Source organism: Flavobacterium glaciei (assembly GCF_003350545.1).
GTDB classification, from domain to species: domain Bacteria; phylum Bacteroidota; class Bacteroidia; order Flavobacteriales; family Flavobacteriaceae; genus Flavobacterium; species Flavobacterium glaciei.
This window is the reverse complement of record NZ_QQBA01000020.1, coordinates 1-19,530: the sequence shown is the minus strand read 5'-3', so window position 1 is coordinate 19,530 and position 19,530 is coordinate 1. Positions and strand designations below refer to the sequence as shown.

The 19,530-nt window shown below is 31.9% G+C and carries 17 protein-coding genes and 1 tRNA gene; 9 read left to right on the top strand and 9 right to left on the bottom strand.

Features of this window, described 5'->3' with window-relative positions; genetic code table 11:
* Nucleotides 1-80: 80 nt before the first annotated feature.
* On the top strand, nucleotides 81-767 hold the full coding sequence (locus tag DFR66_RS13070; RefSeq protein ID WP_114755278.1) for a GNAT family N-acetyltransferase: 687 nt from the start codon (nucleotides 81-83) through the stop codon (nucleotides 765-767).
* Between the two features lie 66 nt (nucleotides 768-833).
* Nucleotides 834-1,559: a 3-deoxy-manno-octulosonate cytidylyltransferase gene (gene kdsB / locus DFR66_RS13065; protein ID WP_114755277.1), complete on the top strand. Its 726-nt coding sequence runs from the start codon at nucleotides 834-836 to the stop codon at nucleotides 1,557-1,559.
* Between the two features lie 15 nt (nucleotides 1,560-1,574).
* On the opposite strand, the gene DFR66_RS13060 is transcribed toward kdsB, so the two are convergent.
* On the bottom strand, nucleotides 1,575-2,240 hold the full coding sequence (locus tag DFR66_RS13060) for a spermidine synthase (RefSeq protein WP_114755276.1): 666 nt from the start codon (nucleotides 2,238-2,240) through the stop codon (nucleotides 1,575-1,577).
* Between the two features lie 61 nt (nucleotides 2,241-2,301).
* Between DFR66_RS13060 and DFR66_RS13055 the strand changes: the two genes are divergently transcribed.
* Nucleotides 2,302-2,856, top strand: coding sequence for a 1-acyl-sn-glycerol-3-phosphate acyltransferase (locus DFR66_RS13055; RefSeq protein ID WP_114755275.1), 555 nt, complete (start codon nucleotides 2,302-2,304; stop codon nucleotides 2,854-2,856).
* A gap of 102 nt (nucleotides 2,857-2,958) precedes the next feature.
* On the opposite strand, the gene DFR66_RS13050 is transcribed toward DFR66_RS13055, so the two are convergent.
* Nucleotides 2,959-3,438, bottom strand: a complete 480-nt coding sequence (locus tag DFR66_RS13050) for a helix-turn-helix domain-containing protein (protein WP_114755274.1) — start codon at nucleotides 3,436-3,438, stop codon at nucleotides 2,959-2,961.
* A 311-nt stretch (nucleotides 3,439-3,749) separates the two neighbouring features.
* Here DFR66_RS13050 and DFR66_RS13045 point away from each other — a divergent pair, with 311 nt between their 5' ends.
* From DFR66_RS13045 to DFR66_RS13030, 4 genes are all read left to right on the top strand, one after another.
* Entirely contained in the window at nucleotides 3,750-4,904 is a 1,155-nt protein-coding gene (locus DFR66_RS13045) for a M14 family metallopeptidase (RefSeq protein ID WP_114755273.1), read from the top strand.
* A gap of 76 nt (nucleotides 4,905-4,980) precedes the next feature.
* Nucleotides 4,981-5,460, top strand: coding sequence for an Lrp/AsnC family transcriptional regulator (locus tag DFR66_RS13040; RefSeq protein WP_114755272.1), 480 nt, complete (start codon nucleotides 4,981-4,983; stop codon nucleotides 5,458-5,460).
* A 98-nt stretch (nucleotides 5,461-5,558) separates the two neighbouring features.
* Nucleotides 5,559-8,144 (top strand): phosphoenolpyruvate carboxylase, encoded by a 2,586-nt coding sequence (locus DFR66_RS13035; RefSeq protein ID WP_114755271.1) that lies wholly within the window; start codon nucleotides 5,559-5,561, stop codon nucleotides 8,142-8,144.
* 11 nt (nucleotides 8,145-8,155) lie between these two features.
* Nucleotides 8,156-8,671: a DinB family protein gene (locus tag DFR66_RS13030; RefSeq protein WP_114755270.1), complete on the top strand. Its 516-nt coding sequence runs from the start codon at nucleotides 8,156-8,158 to the stop codon at nucleotides 8,669-8,671.
* 1 nt (nucleotide 8,672) lies between these two features.
* Here the strand turns inward: DFR66_RS13030 and DFR66_RS13025 are convergent, their stop codons facing one another.
* The 6 genes from DFR66_RS13025 to aroB form a co-directional block, all read right to left on the bottom strand.
* Nucleotides 8,673-9,149, bottom strand: coding sequence for a DNA-deoxyinosine glycosylase (locus DFR66_RS13025; protein WP_114755269.1), 477 nt, complete (start codon nucleotides 9,147-9,149; stop codon nucleotides 8,673-8,675).
* 9 nt (nucleotides 9,150-9,158) lie between these two features.
* Complete coding sequence (recQ, locus tag DFR66_RS13020; protein WP_114755268.1) at nucleotides 9,159-11,270, bottom strand: DNA helicase RecQ; 2,112 nt, start codon at nucleotides 11,268-11,270, stop codon at nucleotides 9,159-9,161.
* A gap of 87 nt (nucleotides 11,271-11,357) precedes the next feature.
* Entirely contained in the window at nucleotides 11,358-11,762 is a 405-nt protein-coding gene (locus DFR66_RS13015) for a DNA primase (RefSeq protein WP_113633759.1), read from the bottom strand.
* Nucleotides 11,763-11,771: 9 nt separating this feature from the next.
* Nucleotides 11,772-12,743: a deoxyhypusine synthase family protein gene (locus DFR66_RS13010; RefSeq protein WP_114755267.1), complete on the bottom strand. Its 972-nt coding sequence runs from the start codon at nucleotides 12,741-12,743 to the stop codon at nucleotides 11,772-11,774.
* 94 nt (nucleotides 12,744-12,837) lie between these two features.
* Entirely contained in the window at nucleotides 12,838-14,241 is a 1,404-nt protein-coding gene (locus DFR66_RS13005) for a type III PLP-dependent enzyme domain-containing protein (RefSeq protein ID WP_114755266.1), read from the bottom strand.
* Nucleotides 14,242-14,527: 286 nt separating this feature from the next.
* The gene (aroB, locus tag DFR66_RS12995; protein ID WP_114755291.1) at nucleotides 14,528-15,595 is read right to left on the bottom strand and encodes a 3-dehydroquinate synthase; all 1,068 of its coding nucleotides are present in this window, start codon (nucleotides 15,593-15,595) and stop codon (nucleotides 14,528-14,530) included.
* Between the two features lie 92 nt (nucleotides 15,596-15,687).
* Here aroB and DFR66_RS12990 point away from each other — a divergent pair, with 92 nt between their 5' ends.
* Entirely contained in the window at nucleotides 15,688-16,857 is a 1,170-nt protein-coding gene (locus DFR66_RS12990) for a proline dehydrogenase family protein (RefSeq protein WP_114755264.1), read from the top strand.
* 164 nt (nucleotides 16,858-17,021) lie between these two features.
* On the opposite strand, the gene DFR66_RS12985 is transcribed toward DFR66_RS12990, so the two are convergent.
* A complete protein-coding gene (locus DFR66_RS12985) occupies nucleotides 17,022-18,809 on the bottom strand; it encodes an ABC transporter ATP-binding protein (protein WP_114755263.1) in 1,788 nt (595 codons plus the stop codon).
* A gap of 211 nt (nucleotides 18,810-19,020) precedes the next feature.
* Here DFR66_RS12985 and DFR66_RS12980 point away from each other — a divergent pair.
* Nucleotides 19,021-19,098 (top strand) — tRNA-Val (locus tag DFR66_RS12980).
* Nucleotides 19,099-19,530: the final 432 nt, after the last annotated feature.

Here is a 19,530-nt window from a genome sequence, read left to right as displayed (position 1 = left end):
ATTATTGAATGAAAGAAAAACAATAAACTAAATACTACTATTATCATCAACAATAAAACCAACCTTCAAAACCACTTATTGTGAAAACACAAGACGATAAAAAATTAGATAATCCAGTTTGGTTTTCTTTATCAGAAACGCATCAAAGTTTTGCAGTAGATTACGGTAGTGTAAAATTTTATCATCCTGATTATTGTCCGTTTGGTGGTTTTGAAAAAGGTAATGCGATTGCAAAGTCTATCGATGAATATTCTGAGATGGTTGATAGTTTTTTTATTGTTGGAGAAAAACCGGAACTTTCAAATCTATTAAAGGTAAATAAAGAATTGGTTTGTCTTCAAATGATTGTTTGTAATCCAATCGACATTGCCATTAATGAGCCTATCATAAAACTGACTGATGAACATATTGATGCTTTATATGAGTTGGTGAACTTAGTGCAACCGGGGTATTTTAAAAAGAAAACCGCTTTATTAGGTAATTATTATGGCATTTTCAAAAACGGTGAACTTTTTAGCGTGACTGGTGAGCGCATGCAAATGAATGATTTTATCGAAGTAAGCGTCGTAGTCACACATCCCAACCATAACGGAAAAGGATATGCCAAACAATTAGTGGTCCATACCGTAAATGAAATTTTCAAGCAAAATAAAATTCCTTATTTACATGTGATTGAAGATAATAAGGGTGCAATACAATTGTACGAGAAATTAGGTTTTTCAATCAGGCGTAAAATTAGTTTTTGGAATATCACGAAGCAAATTTAAGGATATAGAACAATTTTGTAAATCCTAAAAACATACTAACTTAGCGCTTTAGCAATTCCATATAAAATGAAAATAATAGCCGTCATTCCCGCCCGTTACGCTTCGACACGATTTCCCGCTAAACTGATGCAGGATTTGGGAGGTAAAACGGTCATTTTAAGAACTTATGAAGCCGCCATAAACACACAATTGTTTGATGATGTTTTTGTGGTAACGGATTCTGATTTAATTTATGACGAAATTGTTTCTCATGGTGGAAAAGCAATTAAAAGCATCAAAGAACACGAGTCAGGAAGCGATCGAATTGCGGAAGCAGTCGAAAATCTGGATGTTGATATTGTGGTTAATGTGCAAGGAGACGAACCATTTATCGATGCGGAACCGTTGGCAAAAGTGATTGAAGTTTTTAGAAATGATTTGGATAAAAAAGTAGATTTAGCTTCTTTGATGCGCGAAATCACTAATGAAGACGATATCAATAATCCCAACAATGTAAAAGTGGTCGTGGATCATAACGGATTTGCATTGTACTTTTCTCGTTCGGTAATTCCATATCCAAGAGAGAAAAATGTGGGTGTTCGTTACATGCAACACATCGGGATTTATGCTTTTAGAAAACAAGCATTATTGGATTTTTATAGTTTACCAATGCAATCTTTGGAAGCATCCGAAAAACTGGAGCAATTGCGTTATTTGGAATTTGGGAAACGAATTAAAATGGTCGAAACGACTCATGTCGGAATCGGAATTGATACTCCAGAGGATTTAGAAAAAGCGCGAAAAATGTTGTAATAAGAATTTTTGGCTTTACGTTATTTTTTCAATAACAATTAATTCGTTATGAATTTCAACTCTAGGAATGGTTCTTATTTGAAAATCACTTTTGAAAAATTCCGAGACATATTTTTTATTTCTTAAATTTTGACTGTCATTTAATAGCATTGTATTAAAAAGAATAAAGCCATGACTTTTTAAAAGAGAGCAAACTCTATTGGTAAAAAAAGTTTCAAACAAAAAATTAGGCATTGTAGTGTCTTGAAAAATATCAATAATAATTAAATCGTACTTGGTTTTGGTTTTTAGAACAAATTCAAAAGCATCGTCAATTATAATTTCAAGATTTTCAATTTCGTATAATTTAAAATAGGTATTGGCAATTTTAATGATTTCGGGATCAATTTCTACTCCAGTAATTTTTCCTTTGTATTTTATTTCATCCACTAATGTTTTAATGACACTTCCGCCGGCAACTCCTAAAACTAAAATATGTTTCATAGGAATTATTTTTTCATAGCCAATGTTTTTTAACCCTAATCTTAAAATCCGCTGCAAACTGCCATACGAATAATTAGTGTTTTCAGAATCTAAAACTAATTCTCCATTTGTCCACGTTACTTCAATTGATTTGCTCAATGAAGATTTTGTATGATGAATTTTTAATGGAATGAGATAGCTGAATAATTTTTTTATCATTGCTTTCAGTTTTACCCAAAAATAAGATTTAAATTATTTATTTTGTAATAAACAAGAAATAATGAAGAAGCAATTGTATAAATGGATATTTTTCAGACTTATGGGTTGGAAAATAGTTGGAGGAATTGATTCAAATATAAAAAAATGTGTAATGATGGTAATGCCTCATACCAGTGCGCATGATTTTTATTTGGGAATTTTTACCAGAGGAATAACCGGATTAGAAATGAACTGGGTGGGTAAGAAGGAATTGTTTCGTTTTCCTTTTGGGATTTATTTTAGATATATGGGAGGCGAACCACTGGATCGTTCTGGAGGTTTAAATAAAGTAGATTCTATCGCTGCAATATTTCAAAGGAGAGAAATTTTTCGTTTGGCTGTCGCTCCTGAAGGAACCCGTGATAAAGTCACCGAATTAAAAACAGGATTTTATTATATCGCTATGAAAGCAAATGTTCCTATTGTACCAGTCACATTTGATTTTGGTAGAAAAGAAGTAAATTTAGGCAAACCAGTTTTTCCTTCTGGCGATATCGAAAGTGACATGTCTATTTTGAAGAAACATTATATAGGTGTAAAAGGTAAAGTTCCTGAAAAAGGATTTTCATTTGAATAAATGATAGTGTAAGAAATAAATTCAATTTATTGTTAAAATAATTGAAACAGAAAAATAATGTATAAGAACCCCATTTCGAAATTCCGAAATGGGTTTCTTTTTTTAATTGGGCAGATAACTTTTAAAAGTTCCATTTTTATAAAAAATAACTATTTTATCAATTTCATTAGAATTTGATTCATTGTTACTATTTTGAATTTCTATTTTATTTGTTTCGAATGTAGGAATCGGATTTGAATTTTTAATTTCCGAAAATAAATTCTCAGGAATTATTTCAGAAAGAGGAGGAGTGTTAATAATATTTTGATTTACGATTTGCTCCACGCTATTTTCTTTTTTATCCAATTGTTCTGAATTTTTTGGAAAATTTCCTTTTCCATTTAAAATCCAATATAAATCCACATCTGGAAATACCTCTAATATTTTAAGAATAAAATCCAAGCTTGGTTTGTTTCTTCCTGAAAGTAGGTGAGATAAACTAGAACGCTGTACACCAATTTTATCAGCAAACGAAGAAGCATTCAAACTGTAATAATCTAGTATAATTTCTAATCTTTTTATAAAATCCTCTGTGTTTACCATTGTAAATTAAAATTAAAAATTAACTATTTACAAATGTAATCAAAATCTATTAAAACACCAAAATTACAACTGTAAATAGCATTAATAGTATAATAAAGGCTAAAGTTTAAAATTATATAAATTGACGTAATGTATTGATAAATAAATATATAAAATACATTTTATAAAATGATAACAATTGTTAATTACAAAATGTAAAACAGCAGGAACTAAATCATAAATTGTGTTTACATCATTAAAATATTTGGTAAAAATACTGTTTACAAATGTAAATATAAAGATGTTTACTTTTGTAAATTAAATAAAACAACATGAATTTAGAACAATTATTCAGTCAATATAAAGAAGAAACTATTCACGGTCGCTACATTGCTTTAGATTCTATTGAGCCGTTATTACAAAAATTAAACACCAATAATCAACTTCAAATTATTGGAAAATCAGTTTTAGGAAAGTCGATTTATTCGTATGAAATTGGAGAAGGTAAAATTAAAATTTTCCTTTGGTCACAAATGCATGGAAATGAAAGTACGACTACAAAGGCGCTGTTTGATTTTTTGAATGTGTTACAAAGCGGTTCGCAATTGGCACAACAATTTTTAAAAACATTTACTTTTTGCGCTATTCCAATGTTGAATCCTGATGGTGCATTATTATATACCAGAGAAAATGCTAATAAAGTTGATTTAAATCGCGATTCGCAAGCGCTCACGCAGCCAGAAAGTAAGATTTTAAGAGAAGTTTTTGAGTCTTTTAAACCAGATTATTGCTTTAATCTTCATGACCAGCGTACTATTTTTGGCGTATGCGATACAGGAAAACCTGCTACATTGTCGTTTTTAGCACCTTCTTATAATGAAGAGCGGGAAATCAATGATTCGAGATTAAAAGCTATTAATTTGATTGCGAGTATAAATGAGGAGCTTCAAGAGTATTTGCCGAATCAAATTGGTCGTTTTGATGATTTATTTAACATAAACTGTATTGGAGATACGTTTCAGTATTTAGGCGTTCCTACATTATTGTTTGAAGCAGGTCATTTTGCAAATGATTATGAAAGGGAAGAGACGCGTAAATTTGTATTTATGGCGTTAATTTCCAGTTTCACTTCACTTTGCGAAAACGTTATAGTTAGCAATGGAATTAATAAATATTTGAATATTCCTCAAAATAAAGTCGTTTTTTATGATTTTATGTATAAAAACATCAAAATAAATTATGATGGTATCGAAATAATCACCAATTTTGCAGCTCAATACAAAGAAGAGTTAATTGAAAATCAGTTATGTTTTAATGCATATGTTTCACAAATAGACAATTTAGAAAATTATTTTGGTCATTTTGAATACGATGCTGAAGGAGCTTTATATAAAGATGATTTTGAGTCAATTCCTAAATTAAATCAAAAAGCTGATTTTTATTTAGATAATAACATAAAATTTGTTAACGGAATGATAAAAATATAATATTTTTGTCTTTTTATTGTTTTTATGTATATTTTTATACTTTGTAATAGCAATTAATAACATTAATTAAAGAGTTATGAGTAAATTTCGTTTAGATGAAGTAGATCACCAGATTTTGGATATGTTGATAGACAATACAAGAGTTCCATTTACGGATATTGCCAAAAAATTATTGATTTCTGCAGGAACTGTTCATGTCAGAGTTAAAAAAATGGAAGATGCCGGAATTATCATGGGATCATCATTAGTTCTAGATTATGATAAATTGGGGTACTCTTTTATCGCTTACGTGGGTGTTTTTCTAAACAATACTTCTCAAACAAAATTTGTTTTGGAACGTATTAATGAAATTCCGTTTGTGACGGTTGCTTCTGTTACCACAGGGAAATTCAATATCTTTTGTAAAATTAGAGCAAAAGACACTAAGCACGCTAAAGATGTTATCTTTATGATTGATGATATTGAGGGTGTTTACAGAACTGAAACTATGATCTCACTTGAGGAAAGCATAAATGATAAGAAGCGGTTGATGCATACTATTTTCAAAAATATGTAATTAATCTTGAATGCGCTATATATATAAATATAACCTCAAGTTAATTCTTGGGGTTTTTTTATGACAAATTAACTAACTAAACCAACTACAACTAGACTATGTACACATTACCTAAAATTGAACGTTTCAATCAGGATGTTCTCTCTAAATACAACATTTACAATAGTGTATTTATTACATTGCCTTTTCAATCCATAGATAATACAGGAGCATTACTGCCTTTATTTACAGATATTTGCGATACAGGATTCAAAAAACAAGAAACTCCTAAGGAGATTGTTGATTTTTTTGCCAAAAGGTATTTACACGATCCATCAGAATCAGATAAGATTGATATCATGTTTCGTTTTATTCAATATATCGAACGTCAAATTGTGCTTTTTGATGCTATTGAAGATGCTGCTTTTCCAGTTGTAAATAATATGGAAGGAAGAGGATCTTTGAGAGATATTAAGGAAAAGTCAGATGCAAAAGATAAAGAAGGCGAATTAGTCGATTTTTTAGAAGATTTTAATGTGAGAACGGTTTTAACTGCGCATCCTACGCAGTTTTATCCTGGTGCTGTTCTAGGAATAATCAATGATTTGACAGAGGCGATTCGTAAAAATGATTTACTAAATATTAAGCAATTGCTTGCTCAGTTAGGTAAAACTCCTTTTATTCAAAATGAAAAACCAAATCCTTATGATGAAGCGGTAAGTTTAATTTGGTATCTTGAAAATGTGTTTTATCATACCTCTGGTGAGATGGTGCATTATCTTCAAAAAAATATTTTTAACGGAAACTCAATAAAAAATCCTTTGATTAAGCTTGGTTTTTGGCCAGGAGGTGATCGCGATGGTAATCCATTTGTAACTACTGAAATAACTTTGAAAGTAGCGGAACGCTTGCGAACTTCGATTTTGAAATGTTATTATATCGAAATCAGAAGTTTAAAAAGAAAGTTAACTTTTTCAGGAGTAGATACTTTGGTTACTGAATTGGAACAAAAGCTTTATAGGTCTGTATTTTATTCTAAAGGAGAAATTTTCATTACTATTGATGAATTTAAATCGCAATTAAGTAAAATAAAACAGATTATTATAGACAAGCATCAATCGTTATATTTAGATGAATTGGATGCGCTTTTGATAAAAGTAAATTTATTTGGATTTCATTTTGCATCTTTAGATATTCGTCAGAATAGTAAAATTCATGATGCTGTCTTTAATGACGTTGTTGAATTTTATCTTAAAACAAATCCTGAGGTATTCCCGAAAAATTATTTTGAATTAAAAGAAGAAGAAAAACTCAAAGTCTTATCAAGTGTTAGTGGAAACCTTGATGCGGCTGTTTTTCCGAATGAGATGACTCGTTTGACAATAGAATCTATACAGGCGATTAAAACAATTCAGGAAAATAATGGTGAATTTGGCGCTAACCGTTATATAATTAGCAATAATGAAAGCGCGTTGAATGTTATGGAAACTTTTGCGTTATTCCGTTTGAGTAATTGGGAGAATCCTCCAGTAGATATTATTCCGCTTTTTGAATCGGTTGATGATTTGCAAAATGCACATGAAATCATGGAGAAATTGTACACCAATCCAACTTATGCAGCACATTTAGCCAGTAGAAATAACAAACAAACCATCATGCTTGGTTTCTCTGACGGAACAAAAGACGGAGGTTATTTAATGGCAAATTGGAGTATTTATAAAGCAAAAGAAGAGCTTACTGCGATTTCCAGAAAATATGGTGTAAAAGCGATTTTCTTTGATGGTCGTGGTGGACCTCCAGCCCGTGGTGGTGGAAAAACACATAAATTCTATGCTTCATTAGGTCCAAATATTGAAAATAATGAAATTCAGGTTACTGTACAAGGACAAACGATAAGTTCTAATTTTGGGACATTAGATTCCTGTCGTTATAACTTAGAAAATTTATTAAGTGCTGGTGTGACTAATCAGGTTTTTAGCAAAGGACAAAATGAATTGACTTTAGATGAAAAAAGCATATTGAATCAATTAGCAGGAATTGGTTATGAAAAGTATTTGAGCTTCAAAAACCACCCTAAATTTATTCCTTATTTGGAACAAATGAGCACGTTGAAATATTATGCTAAAACGAATATTGGAAGCCGACCATCTAAAAGAAGTAAATCAGAACATTTAGATTTTGCAGATTTACGTGCCATTCCTTTTGTGGGTTCTTGGAGCCAGTTGAAGCAAAATGTACCTGGATTTTTTGGTGTTGGTACAGCGCTAAAACATTTTGAAGATACAAATCAATGGAATAAAGTTCAGGATTTATATGACAATTCATTGTTCTTTAAAACCTTGTTAGAAAACAGTATGATGTCATTGGCAAAATCATTTTTTCCACTGACAGCTTATATGCAAAAAGACCCTCAATTTGGTGCTTTTTGGCAAATTATTTATGAAGAATTTTTAGAAACAAAACGATTGCTTTTGAAAATTGCAGGTCACAAAGAGCTAATGGAAAATTATCCTGATGGTAAAGCATCAATACAAATAAGAGAGCGTATTGTAATGCCATTGTTGACAATACAGCAATATGCTTTATTGCGAATTAATGAGTTAAACAAAGAAACTCAGCCTGATGAAGCTTTAATAAAAGTGTACGAAAAAATAGTGACTCGCTCTCTTTTTGGAAATACAAATGCCAGTAGAAACTCTGCTTAAAAGATAAAACTATGAAGTCAACAGAATTACCCGTAAACGAATACGCTGCCTATTATGCTCCTTATGTAAACGCTTTAGGAGACGTAAATTTGATTGAAGAATTAGAAATTTCATTGCATGATTTTATCCGTTTTGTCCAAAATATTCCAATGGATAAATTTGATTTTAGGTATGCAGAAGGCAAGTGGAATATTAAAGAAATTATCCAGCATGTGATAGATACCGAGCGTATTTTTGCGTATCGTGCCTTGCGTATTTCCAGAAATGATCAAACACCTTTACCCGGTTTTGATGAAAATGATTATGTAAATAATACTCAAGCTGCAAATAGAAGTATTCAGGATTTACTGACTGAATTTTCAGCTGTGCGACATTCGAATTTATTTCTTTTCAAAAGTTTATCTGAAGAACAATTAAAGAGAATTGGAACTGCTTCTAATGTAGCTGTTTCCGTTCGAGCGATTGGTTTTATTATGATTGGACATCAAAAACACCATCTAAAAGTTTTCGAAGAAAGGTATTTGTAATTTATTGAAAAGCGGCTGACCAGATTTTTAGCTTATTTTCAAATGACATAGTATTAGCAGGACTAGTAGAAGGCATCACATAATACGTGATGCCTTTTATTTGTCCAAATTTTTTCATAAAGTATTTATGACTTTCTTTTCCGTTAAAAATGATTGTAGTGATTTCGGGGAATTCTTTAAACAAGCTTTCAAAATCATTTTCTTTTTGATTTTTAATGTGGATGTCCAAGCTTCCTTTTCTTTCACAATATTCTAAAACATCCCAAAGTCCAATGTTATTCGTATGGAGTAAGTGTATTTTTTCTTCAAAAACTTCGGCTATCGGTAAATTATTCAGCAAAGTGTATATTATTTTCCAAAAATGATTTCTTTTGTGGGCATAATATTCCAGTTTTTCTAGAGATGCTATGCCAGGCATTGTACCTAAAATTAAAATTTTTGTTTCAGAATTTACAAAAGGAGGAAAGGAATTAATCATATTAATCTTTTAAAATACTGTGTTTTCTTTTTCTAATATTGCCAATGCTAATCTGATTTTTCCGTAGTCTATTTTTTCTTCAAAATAATCAAAATAAGGTTTCAACGCATTTGGTGATTCCAGTTTTATTTGTGCTTCAGCGATTTGCGAAACTTCTTCTTCAGTAATAAACGGACTCAAGTCAATATTAGCACCGTCTAGGTACAATTTTGCTAAATGCGACATGATTGTACTTAGTCCTAGTTTTCTTTTTTGAGAGATGTCCTCCACAGAAAGTCCATTTTTATAGAGTTCCAATGTTTCTTTGTAGGTGGACGCTTCTTTCTTTTTTTTGACAACTTTAGATTTTTGAAAATCAATAATCGCTTTGATAAAAGCATCACCATATTTTTCTAATTTAGCTTTACCAACGCCGTCAATTGCTAGTAATTCGGTATCACTCATCGGTCTTTCGGTTTCCATTTGGCGTAAAGCCGCATCACTGAAAATTACATAAGCCGGAACAGATTCTTCTTTGGAAATTTCGTAGCGTAATTTTCTCAATGTTTCAAAAAGCGAGTTAGCTACTGATTTGCTTTTCGTTTCTTTGATTTCTTGTTTCTCGATATTAATTTTCTGAACCGTCGTCAGTTGTACTTTTTCGCCTTCAAACAATACCTTTTTGGCAAGAGCGGTTAATCTTATTTTGTTTTGTTTATGAAAGGCAATTTCACAATAGCCCAAATTAATCAATTGTATCAAATATTGATTCCAATCATACCAAGAGAGATCTGCGCCAACTCCATACGTTTTTAGGTTTTGGTATTCTTTTTCAAAGATGTAAGCATTTTTAGAACCGCGCAAAAAGTCAATGATTACAGGCAGTGGTTCGGTTTCCTGTAACCGAATAATTGCCGATAATGCTTTTTGTGCAATGATGGTTCCATCAAAAAATAGCGGCGGATTTTTGCAGATATCGCAATTCCCACAATTTTCTGTTACGAGTTCGCCAAAATAGGAGAGCAATATTTTCCTGCGACAACTCAGCGCATCGGCATATTGTTTCATGCGCTCCAGTTTGGCCAGCTGAACTTCCGCATTTAATCCTTGAGAAGCGAATTTTTGCAATTGAATCACATCGCCGTAACTTTCGAACAATACGGTTTCTGATGGTAAACCATCGCGACCGGCACGACCAATTTCCTGATAATAACCTTCAATATTTTTCGGTAAGTTGTAGTGAATCACCCAACGAACATTTGATTTGTCAATTCCCATTCCAAAAGCAATGGTAGCACAAACCACTTTGCAATCATCATTGATGAATTCATCTTGTGTTTTCGAGCGAACTTTACTATCTAAACCAGCGTGATATGCTTTGGCGTTAATGCCTATTTTTTGCAATTTTTCGGCCAGTTCTTCGGTGGTTTTTCTGCTTAAGCAATATACAATCCCAGATTCATTCGGTTTTTCTTGAATGAAATCTATTATTTGTTTGACTCTGTCCAAAGCGGGACGTACTTCTAAACTCAAATTTTTTCGATCAAAAGAAGCTACAAATAATTTTGGATTTTTTAGATTTAATTGTTCGCTAATGTCCTTACGTGTAGCTTTATCAGCAGTTGCAGTTAAAGCTAAGATTGGAGTAGAAGGGAAGCGATTTTTGAGATATCCAAGATTTGTATACGCTGGTCTAAAATCATGTCCCCAAGATGAAATGCAATGTGCTTCATCGATAGCGATTAGACTTATGGTCAAACTATTGAAAATATTGTCAAAAAAAGACAAACTTTCTGGAGCAATGTAAACGAGCTTAATTGCATTCGATTTTAAGCTTTCGATATAAAATTGACGTTCGTCCTCAGTTTGACTACTGTTGATAAAACAGGCTTCAATTCCGTTTGCTTTTAAGCTATCGACTTGATCTTTCATCAAAGCGATGAGAGGGGAAATTACGATTGTGATTCCTGGAAATAGTAATGCAGGTAATTGAAAACAAATTGATTTTCCTCCACCTGTAGGCATTATTGCTAATGTATCTTGTCCAGAAAGAATGCAATTGATTATTTCTTCCTGATTGGGTCTGAATTTTTCAAAACCAAAGTTTTCTTTGAGTTTGGCGTGTAAAATTTCATGAGTCATTGTGGCTTGTATTTAGAAGTCTAAAGTTATAAAAAAAGGAACTCGTGAATGAGTTCCTTTTTATAAATATATTTAAAATAGGATTAATTAATCCTCATCTTCGTCATCGTCTTCATCTGAGAAATCTTTTTCATCAGCATCTTCGTCATCCTCATCATCTCCTGAATCAGAATCTGGTTTGTCGATTGCGTCATCTTCGTCGTCGTCGTCGATATCGTCATCTAAATCTAAACCTTTGATTGGTTCAACAACTTCATCAATGATAATTTCATCATCTTCATCATAATTTTCAATTCTATCAGCAAGTTTAGTGCTCACTTTTACTAAATAAATAGTGTCTTCAGTTCGTACTTCAACTGCTTCAACCAATTCATTTTTAGCGTTTCTAAAACTAATAATGTTTGAATCATCATAACCATCTGGAAATTTATCTACCAATAGGTTTAAAATTTCATTGGTAAGTTTTGCGTAATCAACAATTACTCTTTTCATAAAATTAATCTATAAATCTAATAAATAAGCGAAAATTAAAGGCGCTACAATGGTAGCATCTGACTCAATAATAAACTTAGGTGTTTTAATGTCTAATTTACCCCAAGTTATTTTTTCATTTGGCACTGCTCCAGAATACGAACCATAACTGGTTGTAGAATCTGAAATCTGACAGAAATAACTCCAGAAAGGAATGTCATGCATTTCCATATCTTGGTACAACATAGGTACTACACAAATTGGAAAATCACCTGCAATACCACCACCAATTTGGAAAAAACCTACACCGTTAGTACTGTTTTTAGGATACCAATCCGACAAGAAAACCATATATTCAATCCCGGATTTCATTGTAGAAGCTTTTAAGTCTCCTTTAATTACATAAGATGCAAATATATTTCCCATCGTACTATCTTCCCATCCTGGTACAATAATAGGTAAATTTTTCTCAGCAGCTGCATACATCCAACTGTCTTTTAAGTCAATTTCATAATATTCTTCTAGAACACCTGAAAGTAACATCTTGTACATAAATTCATGCGGAAAATATCTTTCGCCATTATCATCAGCATCTTTCCAGATTTTGTAGATGTGCTTCTGCAAACGACGGAAAGCTTCGTGCTCTGGAATACAAGTATCAGTTACACGATTTAAACCTCTTTCTAATAAGTCCCATTCGTCTTGAGGAGTTAAGTCACGATAGTTAGGTACTCTTTCATAATGAGAATGAGCTACTAAATTCATAATGTCTTCCTCTAGGTTTGCTCCAGTACAAGAAATAATATGTACTTTATCCTGACGAATAATCTCAGAAAATATTTTTCCAATTTCTGCCGTACTCATAGCTCCAGCCATGCTCACCATCATTTTTGCACCATTGGCTAATTGTTGTTCGTAAGCCTTAGCTGCGTCAACTAAAGATGCAGAATTAAAATGCAAATAATGCTTTTCAATAAACTGACTGATAGGTCCTTTGCTCATTTTTTTAAATTTAAATACTTAAAAATCATTATATTATATACTATAATACCAAATTTAATGAATTTTTAAATTGACTAATTGAATTATTGTGAATTTATTTTTTTTTGTCGTAACCTAATATTTTCAAGACATCTTCAGAGGTTTGTTGTTCCGAAAATACTTCTGTTGCCAAAAATCCGTTCTCGTCTCTGTCGATCAATATATGTTTAGGCTGTGGAATAAGACAGTGATGTAAGCCTCCATATCCACCAATTGTTTCTTGATATGCTCCTGTATTAAAGAATCCAATATACAATGGTTTTTCTTTATTATACTTTGGCAAATAGATTGCATTCATGTTTTGCTCTGAGTTGTAATAATCATCGCTATCACAAGTCATTCCCCCTAACAAAACCCGCTCGTAAGTGTCATTCCAGCGATTAACAGCAAGCATAATAAAACGTTTGTTAATTGCCCAAGTATCTGGTAAAGTAGTAATGAATGAGGAGTCAATCATATTCCACTTTTCTCTATCATTTTGTTGTTTTTGATATAAAATTTGGTAAATAGCTCCGCCACTTTCGCCTACAGTATAGGAACCAAATTCAGTAAAAATATTGGGAACATCAACTTCAGCTTCATCACAAGCTATTTTAATCTGATTGATGATTTCATCAATCATGTATTGATAATCGTACTCAAATGCCAAAGAGTTTTTTATTGGAAAACCACCACCTATGTTTAATCCGTCAAGAGATGGGCATTCTTTTTTTAAGGCTACGTAAACCTTAATACATTTCACTAGTTCATTCCAGTAATAAGCGTTGTCATTAATTCCAGTGTTAATAAAAAAGTGCAACATTTTAAGTTCCAATTTCTTATTCTCTTTGATTTCCTTTTTGTAAAACGGAACAATATTTTTGTATCCAATTCCCAATCTTGAAGTGTAAAATTCAAATTTCGGCTCTTCTTCAGCTGCAATTCTTATTCCTATTTTGAATTTGTTTTTAATCTGACCTTGAAGTAAATCAAGTTCTTCATAATTATCAATAATTGGAATTGTATTTTTATGTCCATTATTAATAAGTCTCGCTATGTTCTCAATGTACTGGTCTCTTTTAAAACCATTACAAATTACATAGGTACTTTTATTAATTTTACCATTTACCAATAAATTTTCAACGATATTGATGTCAAAAGCAGATGATGTTTCAATATGGATGTTATTTTTAAAAGCTTCATTCATGATGTATTCAAAATGAGAACTTTTTGTACAATAGCAATAGTAATATTTTGCCTCGTATTTATTTTTTTCCATTGATTTACGAAACCAACTTTTGGCTTTGTTAATGTTATTGGAAATTTGAGGTAAATATGTAAATTTTAATGGAGTTCCATATTTTTCTACTAGTTTCATCAAATCGATATTGTGAAACTGAAGAGTATCTTTGTTTAAAGTAAATTCTTCTTGAGGAAAGTAATAGGTTTGATTGATTAAATCAGAATATTTTGTATTCATTATATTTTATAATTATAGATTAAAAAAGTGTAGACAAATTAATCTATAATTCAAACTCGGATATTTGCATAAACGATCTGAAGCTTCTCGTTTTCTGCTTTCATGTATTGGAAAATATCAAAACTAAAGTTCCCTTTTATAGAATAAAACCGTTTCAATATTCTTAAAAAAGACATATTGTTTCGTATTTTATTAGATCTATAATTTTGCTTGTTTTGATTTTTTTTCATTACTGCAAATGTAAAAAATATTATATACGCAATGCAACGCTTTTTATAAAAAATAATTAAGATTTATAATCCTCAAAAGCCTTAAGAATTAATTCATTTTCAACTGATTGATTGATTTTTATTTTTCCAATGCCTTCAATTAATGCAAACTGAATATTACCATACTCATTTTTTTTGTCGTGAATCAGTAATTCTAAGATTGGTTGAATGTCTTTTTCTTCAAAGAGGATGTCATCATATATAGATTTGACACAGGTTTTTATCTCAGAATATTCTTCTTTATTGATTAGTTTTTTATCCAATGAAATAAAACTTTCTAATATCATCCCAACAGCAATAGCTTCTCCGTGCAGCAAAGTAGTTTTATTTTCATTTTCTAGAAAGTAGCTTTCAATAGCATGACCTAAAGTATGTCCAAAATTTAATGCTTTACGGATATTTTTCTCCGTAGGATCTTGAAGGACGATTTCATTTTTTATTTCAACCGAACGGTAAATTAATGAATCGAAATCAGCAAAATCTAAAGCTTTTAAATCTAAAAATTGCTCCCAATATTTCTTATCATATATCAAACCATGTTTCAACATTTCTGCAAGACCGGAACGCATTTCATTTTGAGGTACCGTTTCAAGATATTGTGTATCTATAAGTACCATTATGGGAACATTTATAACACCAATTTGGTTTTTTAAATTCCCCAAATCAACCCCATTTTTCCCGCCTACAGAAGCATCAACCATTGATAATAGGGTAGTAGGAACATGAATAAAATCAACACCACGTTTGAATGTCGAAGCAACAAAGCCTCCTAAATCAGTAACAACGCCACCTCCTAAATTGATTACAAGAGTTTTTCTATCGGCACCAAGTTCAGTGAGTACATTCCAGATTTGAACGCAAGTCTCAATATTTTTATTTTCTTCACCCGCATCAAATTCAATAATTTCAATTGTAAGATCAGTTTCCAGATAAGGAAGAAAATTAGGCAAGCAAAACTCATTAGTATTGCTGTCTACAATTATAAATAGGTTGGAGTATTTATTTTCTTTTAAATAAAGGTTTAATGCTTCGTATCCTTTTTCGTTGAAATGTATTGGATAACTGTTGGCTTGAATTGATTGCATCATTATAGATTAATTGGAACCGCAAAATAAGGTAATTTTTGGGAAATAATATTCAAAACTCTGTCTATATTTGTACAAAAATTTAACAAATAATGGATAAAATATTCAATAATACGCAAGTTGCCTTTTCATTAAAAAGCGATACCGAATTAGATAGAGCTTATTTTCTTTTCAAAATGATAGCTAATCAACCACTTGTACGTATTGGAACTGCGGTTACTAATTTTGCCCTTAAAGCTAATCTTCCAGTTGAAGGATTGATTCGTGCAACTGTTTTTGACCACTTTTGTGGTGGTGTAAATGAAGTAGATTGTCTTTCTGTGGTTGATAAAATGTATACTAAAGGTGTATCATCTGTTTTAGATTATTCTGTAGAAGGAAAAGAAGAGGAAGATCAGTTTGATGCTGCGCTTGAAATGACATTAAAAACCATCGAATTTGCCAAAGAACGTCAAGCGATTCCTTTTGCTGTTTTTAAACCTACAGGCTTTGGTCGTTTTGAATTGTATGAAAAATTAGGAGAGAAACAACCATTTACTCCAGAAGAACAAGCAGAATGGAATAGGGTAGTAGAGCGTTTTGATTTGGTTTGTAAAGATGCTCATTCTAAAAATGTGGCTCTTTTGATTGATGGTGAAGAAAGTTGGATGCAAGACGCTGCAGATGATTTAGTGACTGAAATGATGCGTAAATACAACAAAGAAAAAGCAATAGTTTTTAATACGTTGCAAATGTATCGTTGGGATCGTTTAGATTACTTGAAAAAATTACATGAGCAAGCCAAAAAAGAAGGGTTCTTTATAGGAATGAAATTAGTTCGTGGTGCTTACATGGAAAAAGAAATTGTTCGTGCTGAGGAAAAAGGGTACCCATCACCTATATGTGCATCAAAAGAAGCTACAGATGAAAATTATGATGCGGCCGTTCACTATATGATTGAGCATCTGGATATGATGTCTATTTTTGCAGGTACCCACAATGAATTAAGTACATATACTTTAATGAAATTGATGCCGGAAAAAGGAATTAAAACTAATGATGACAGAATCTGGTTTGGTCAATTATACGGTATGAGCGATAATATCAGTTACAATCTAGCTATAAATGGATATAATGTAGCAAAATATTTGCCCTTTGGTCCAGTTAAAGATGTGATGCCGTACTTAATTCGTCGTGCTGAAGAAAATACTTCAGTAGCGGGACAAACGAGTCGTGAATTAGAGATGATAAAAACAGAGCGTAACCGAAGAAAAGGGAAGTAGTCTACATAAAATAGAACACGAATTACACGGATTTACTTCGTAAAGACACGGATAAAAACTGATTTTAGTTGAATTAACAACATGATAAAATCAGTTTTTGTCCGTGTTTCGCTTTTGCGAATCGGTATTATCAGTGTACAAAATAATGACAAGGTAGTTTAAATTTAAGAATTGCTAAACTGCAGATTACTTAAATTTTTATAGATACCATTTTCTAAAGCTATTAATTCTTGATGTGTTCCTTGTTCTGTAATTTTTCCTTTATCCAAAACCAAAATTTGATCTGCACTTCGAATTGTCGAAAGGCGGTGTGCAATTATGATACTTGTTCTTCCTTGCATCAGAATTTCAAGTGCTTCCTGAACCAGTTTTTCGCTTTCGCTGTCTAATGATGATGTAGCTTCATCTAAGATTAAAATACTTGGGTTTTTCAATAATGCTCTGGCAATAGCAATACGTTGTCGTTGTCCTCCAGAAAGTTTAATTCCTCTTTCGCCCACTAATGTTTCAAATTTTTCAGGAAAACTTTCAATGAAATTAAATGCATTGGCTTGTTTTGAAGCTATAAGAATTTCTTCATCGGTGGCGTTTGGTTTTCCGTAAGCAATATTTTCTCTGATAGTTCCACCAAATAATATTACATCTTGAGGTACAATACTCATGTTTCCACGAAGACTTTCTAAATCAAAATCATAAATATTTTTTCCGTCAACTAATATTTCTCCTTCATCAATATTATAAAAACGTAATAAAAGCGAGGCTATAGTCGATTTTCCTGTTCCACTAGGTCCTACAATTGCTATTTTTTGTCCAAAATTTGCAGTAAAACTAACATCTTTTAATACTTTGATTTCTTTTCTCGAATGATAACTGAAGGCTACATTTTTGAATGTAACATTACCTTTTATCTTCTGACTTTCTGCAGTATTTTGAATCGAATTAATCTTTTCAGGAGTTTCATCTAATAATTCAAAAACACGTTCTGTTGCGCCAATCGCTTTTTGAATTTGAGCATAAAGTTCAGCGATTCCACCAAAAGAGGCACCTACAAATGTGGAATACAAAACAAACGAAATCAATTGACCCACACTCATTTCCCCACTGATACTCAATCGAACACCGTACCAAACTACGGCAACAATGGCTCCAAAAAGACAGAAAATAATGAATGAAGCAAAATATCCTCGGTATTTCCCACCTTTTATGGCTATTGCAACTACTTCCTTTATCTTTCCGTTGTAACGAGCAATTTCGTACCATTCATTGGCGAAAGCCTTAACAATACTGATGCCTTGCATAGTTTCCTCAACAACTACCTGACTTTCGGCAACTTTATCTTGAACATTTTTTGAATATTTTCTAATAAATCTTCCGAAGATGACTGCGGCTACTGCTACAAGCGGAACTACGGATAACATCAACAACGTTAATTTTATACTTTCGTTTGCTAACAAAAGAACACCCCCAACAATTAAAATAAATTGTCTTAGGAATTCAGCAATTGTAGATGTTAAAGTGTCTTGTATTTGTGTTATATCAGAGCTTATTCTACTGTTTAATTCCCCAACACGTTTTTGCGAAAAGAAAGACATCGGCAGTTTTACTAAATTACTGTAAAGTGCGACTCTAAGATTAGCTAATGTGTTTTCAGTAAAATTGACAAATAAATACAGTCTAAAAAACGATAATATAGATTGAAGAAATAAGATTATTATCAAACCTCCAGCGATCATATTTGCTTGTGAGTTGTCTTTGTTTTTAACACAATCGATAAGCATTCCCATTAATTTTGGAAAAGCTAAAGCGGTTGCTCCGGTAAATAATAAAAAAATTAAACCAACATAAAATTTCCAACGGTGATTTCCTGCGAATTGAAATATTACAGTTGCTTTTTGGAGTGAACTTGCAGTAATTTTTGATTTTGGTAAATCGTTTTCTTTGAACCTGGCCATTATCTATTATTTATATCGCAAATGTAAGACTATAACGAATCAATACAAAAAAATAACAGCGTTTCATGATTAACATAAAGTGCTATTATAGAGCATAAAAGAAAACAGAGTTAATATTTCATACATTTTTTTTACTTTTTCGCTTGTAGATACGATTTCTAGCTGTATATTTGCACTCGCAATAAGGAAATGAAAATGACTGCATTGTTTAGGGCGATTAGCTCAGCTGGTTCAGAGCACCTCGTTTACACCGAGGGGGTCGGGGGTTCGAACCCCTCATCGCCCACCATGATGTACAAACCTCCAATGTCATTTGATTTTGGAGGTTTTTTTTAGTTCGAAAATCCTTCCGAGATTTTTTTAATTTTAACAAAGACAGTGTTTGTGGGTAATTTCGGTTCGAACTCCGACTAGGATCTTCAATCTCTTAACCTAAGTTTTTGTTATAATATAGAGATGTACGAACCCTCTTAACTTTACCACTACTTTTTGTTTGCATATCCACTGCTAATAGGTAAAATAAATTACACCCAATTTCACATCAAAAAATGGAAAATCAAGAGCTTAAAATAGAATAGTCAAATGGATAGATTTGAATATTAATTGGTGGTTTTATGGATCAATCCGGATCAATCCTAAAACCTGTGGGGAAGCAAAAATTAAGCATAAATATTAGTTAGCCTAAAAAGGAAAAACGCAACGTTTCTAACGCCTCTAAATT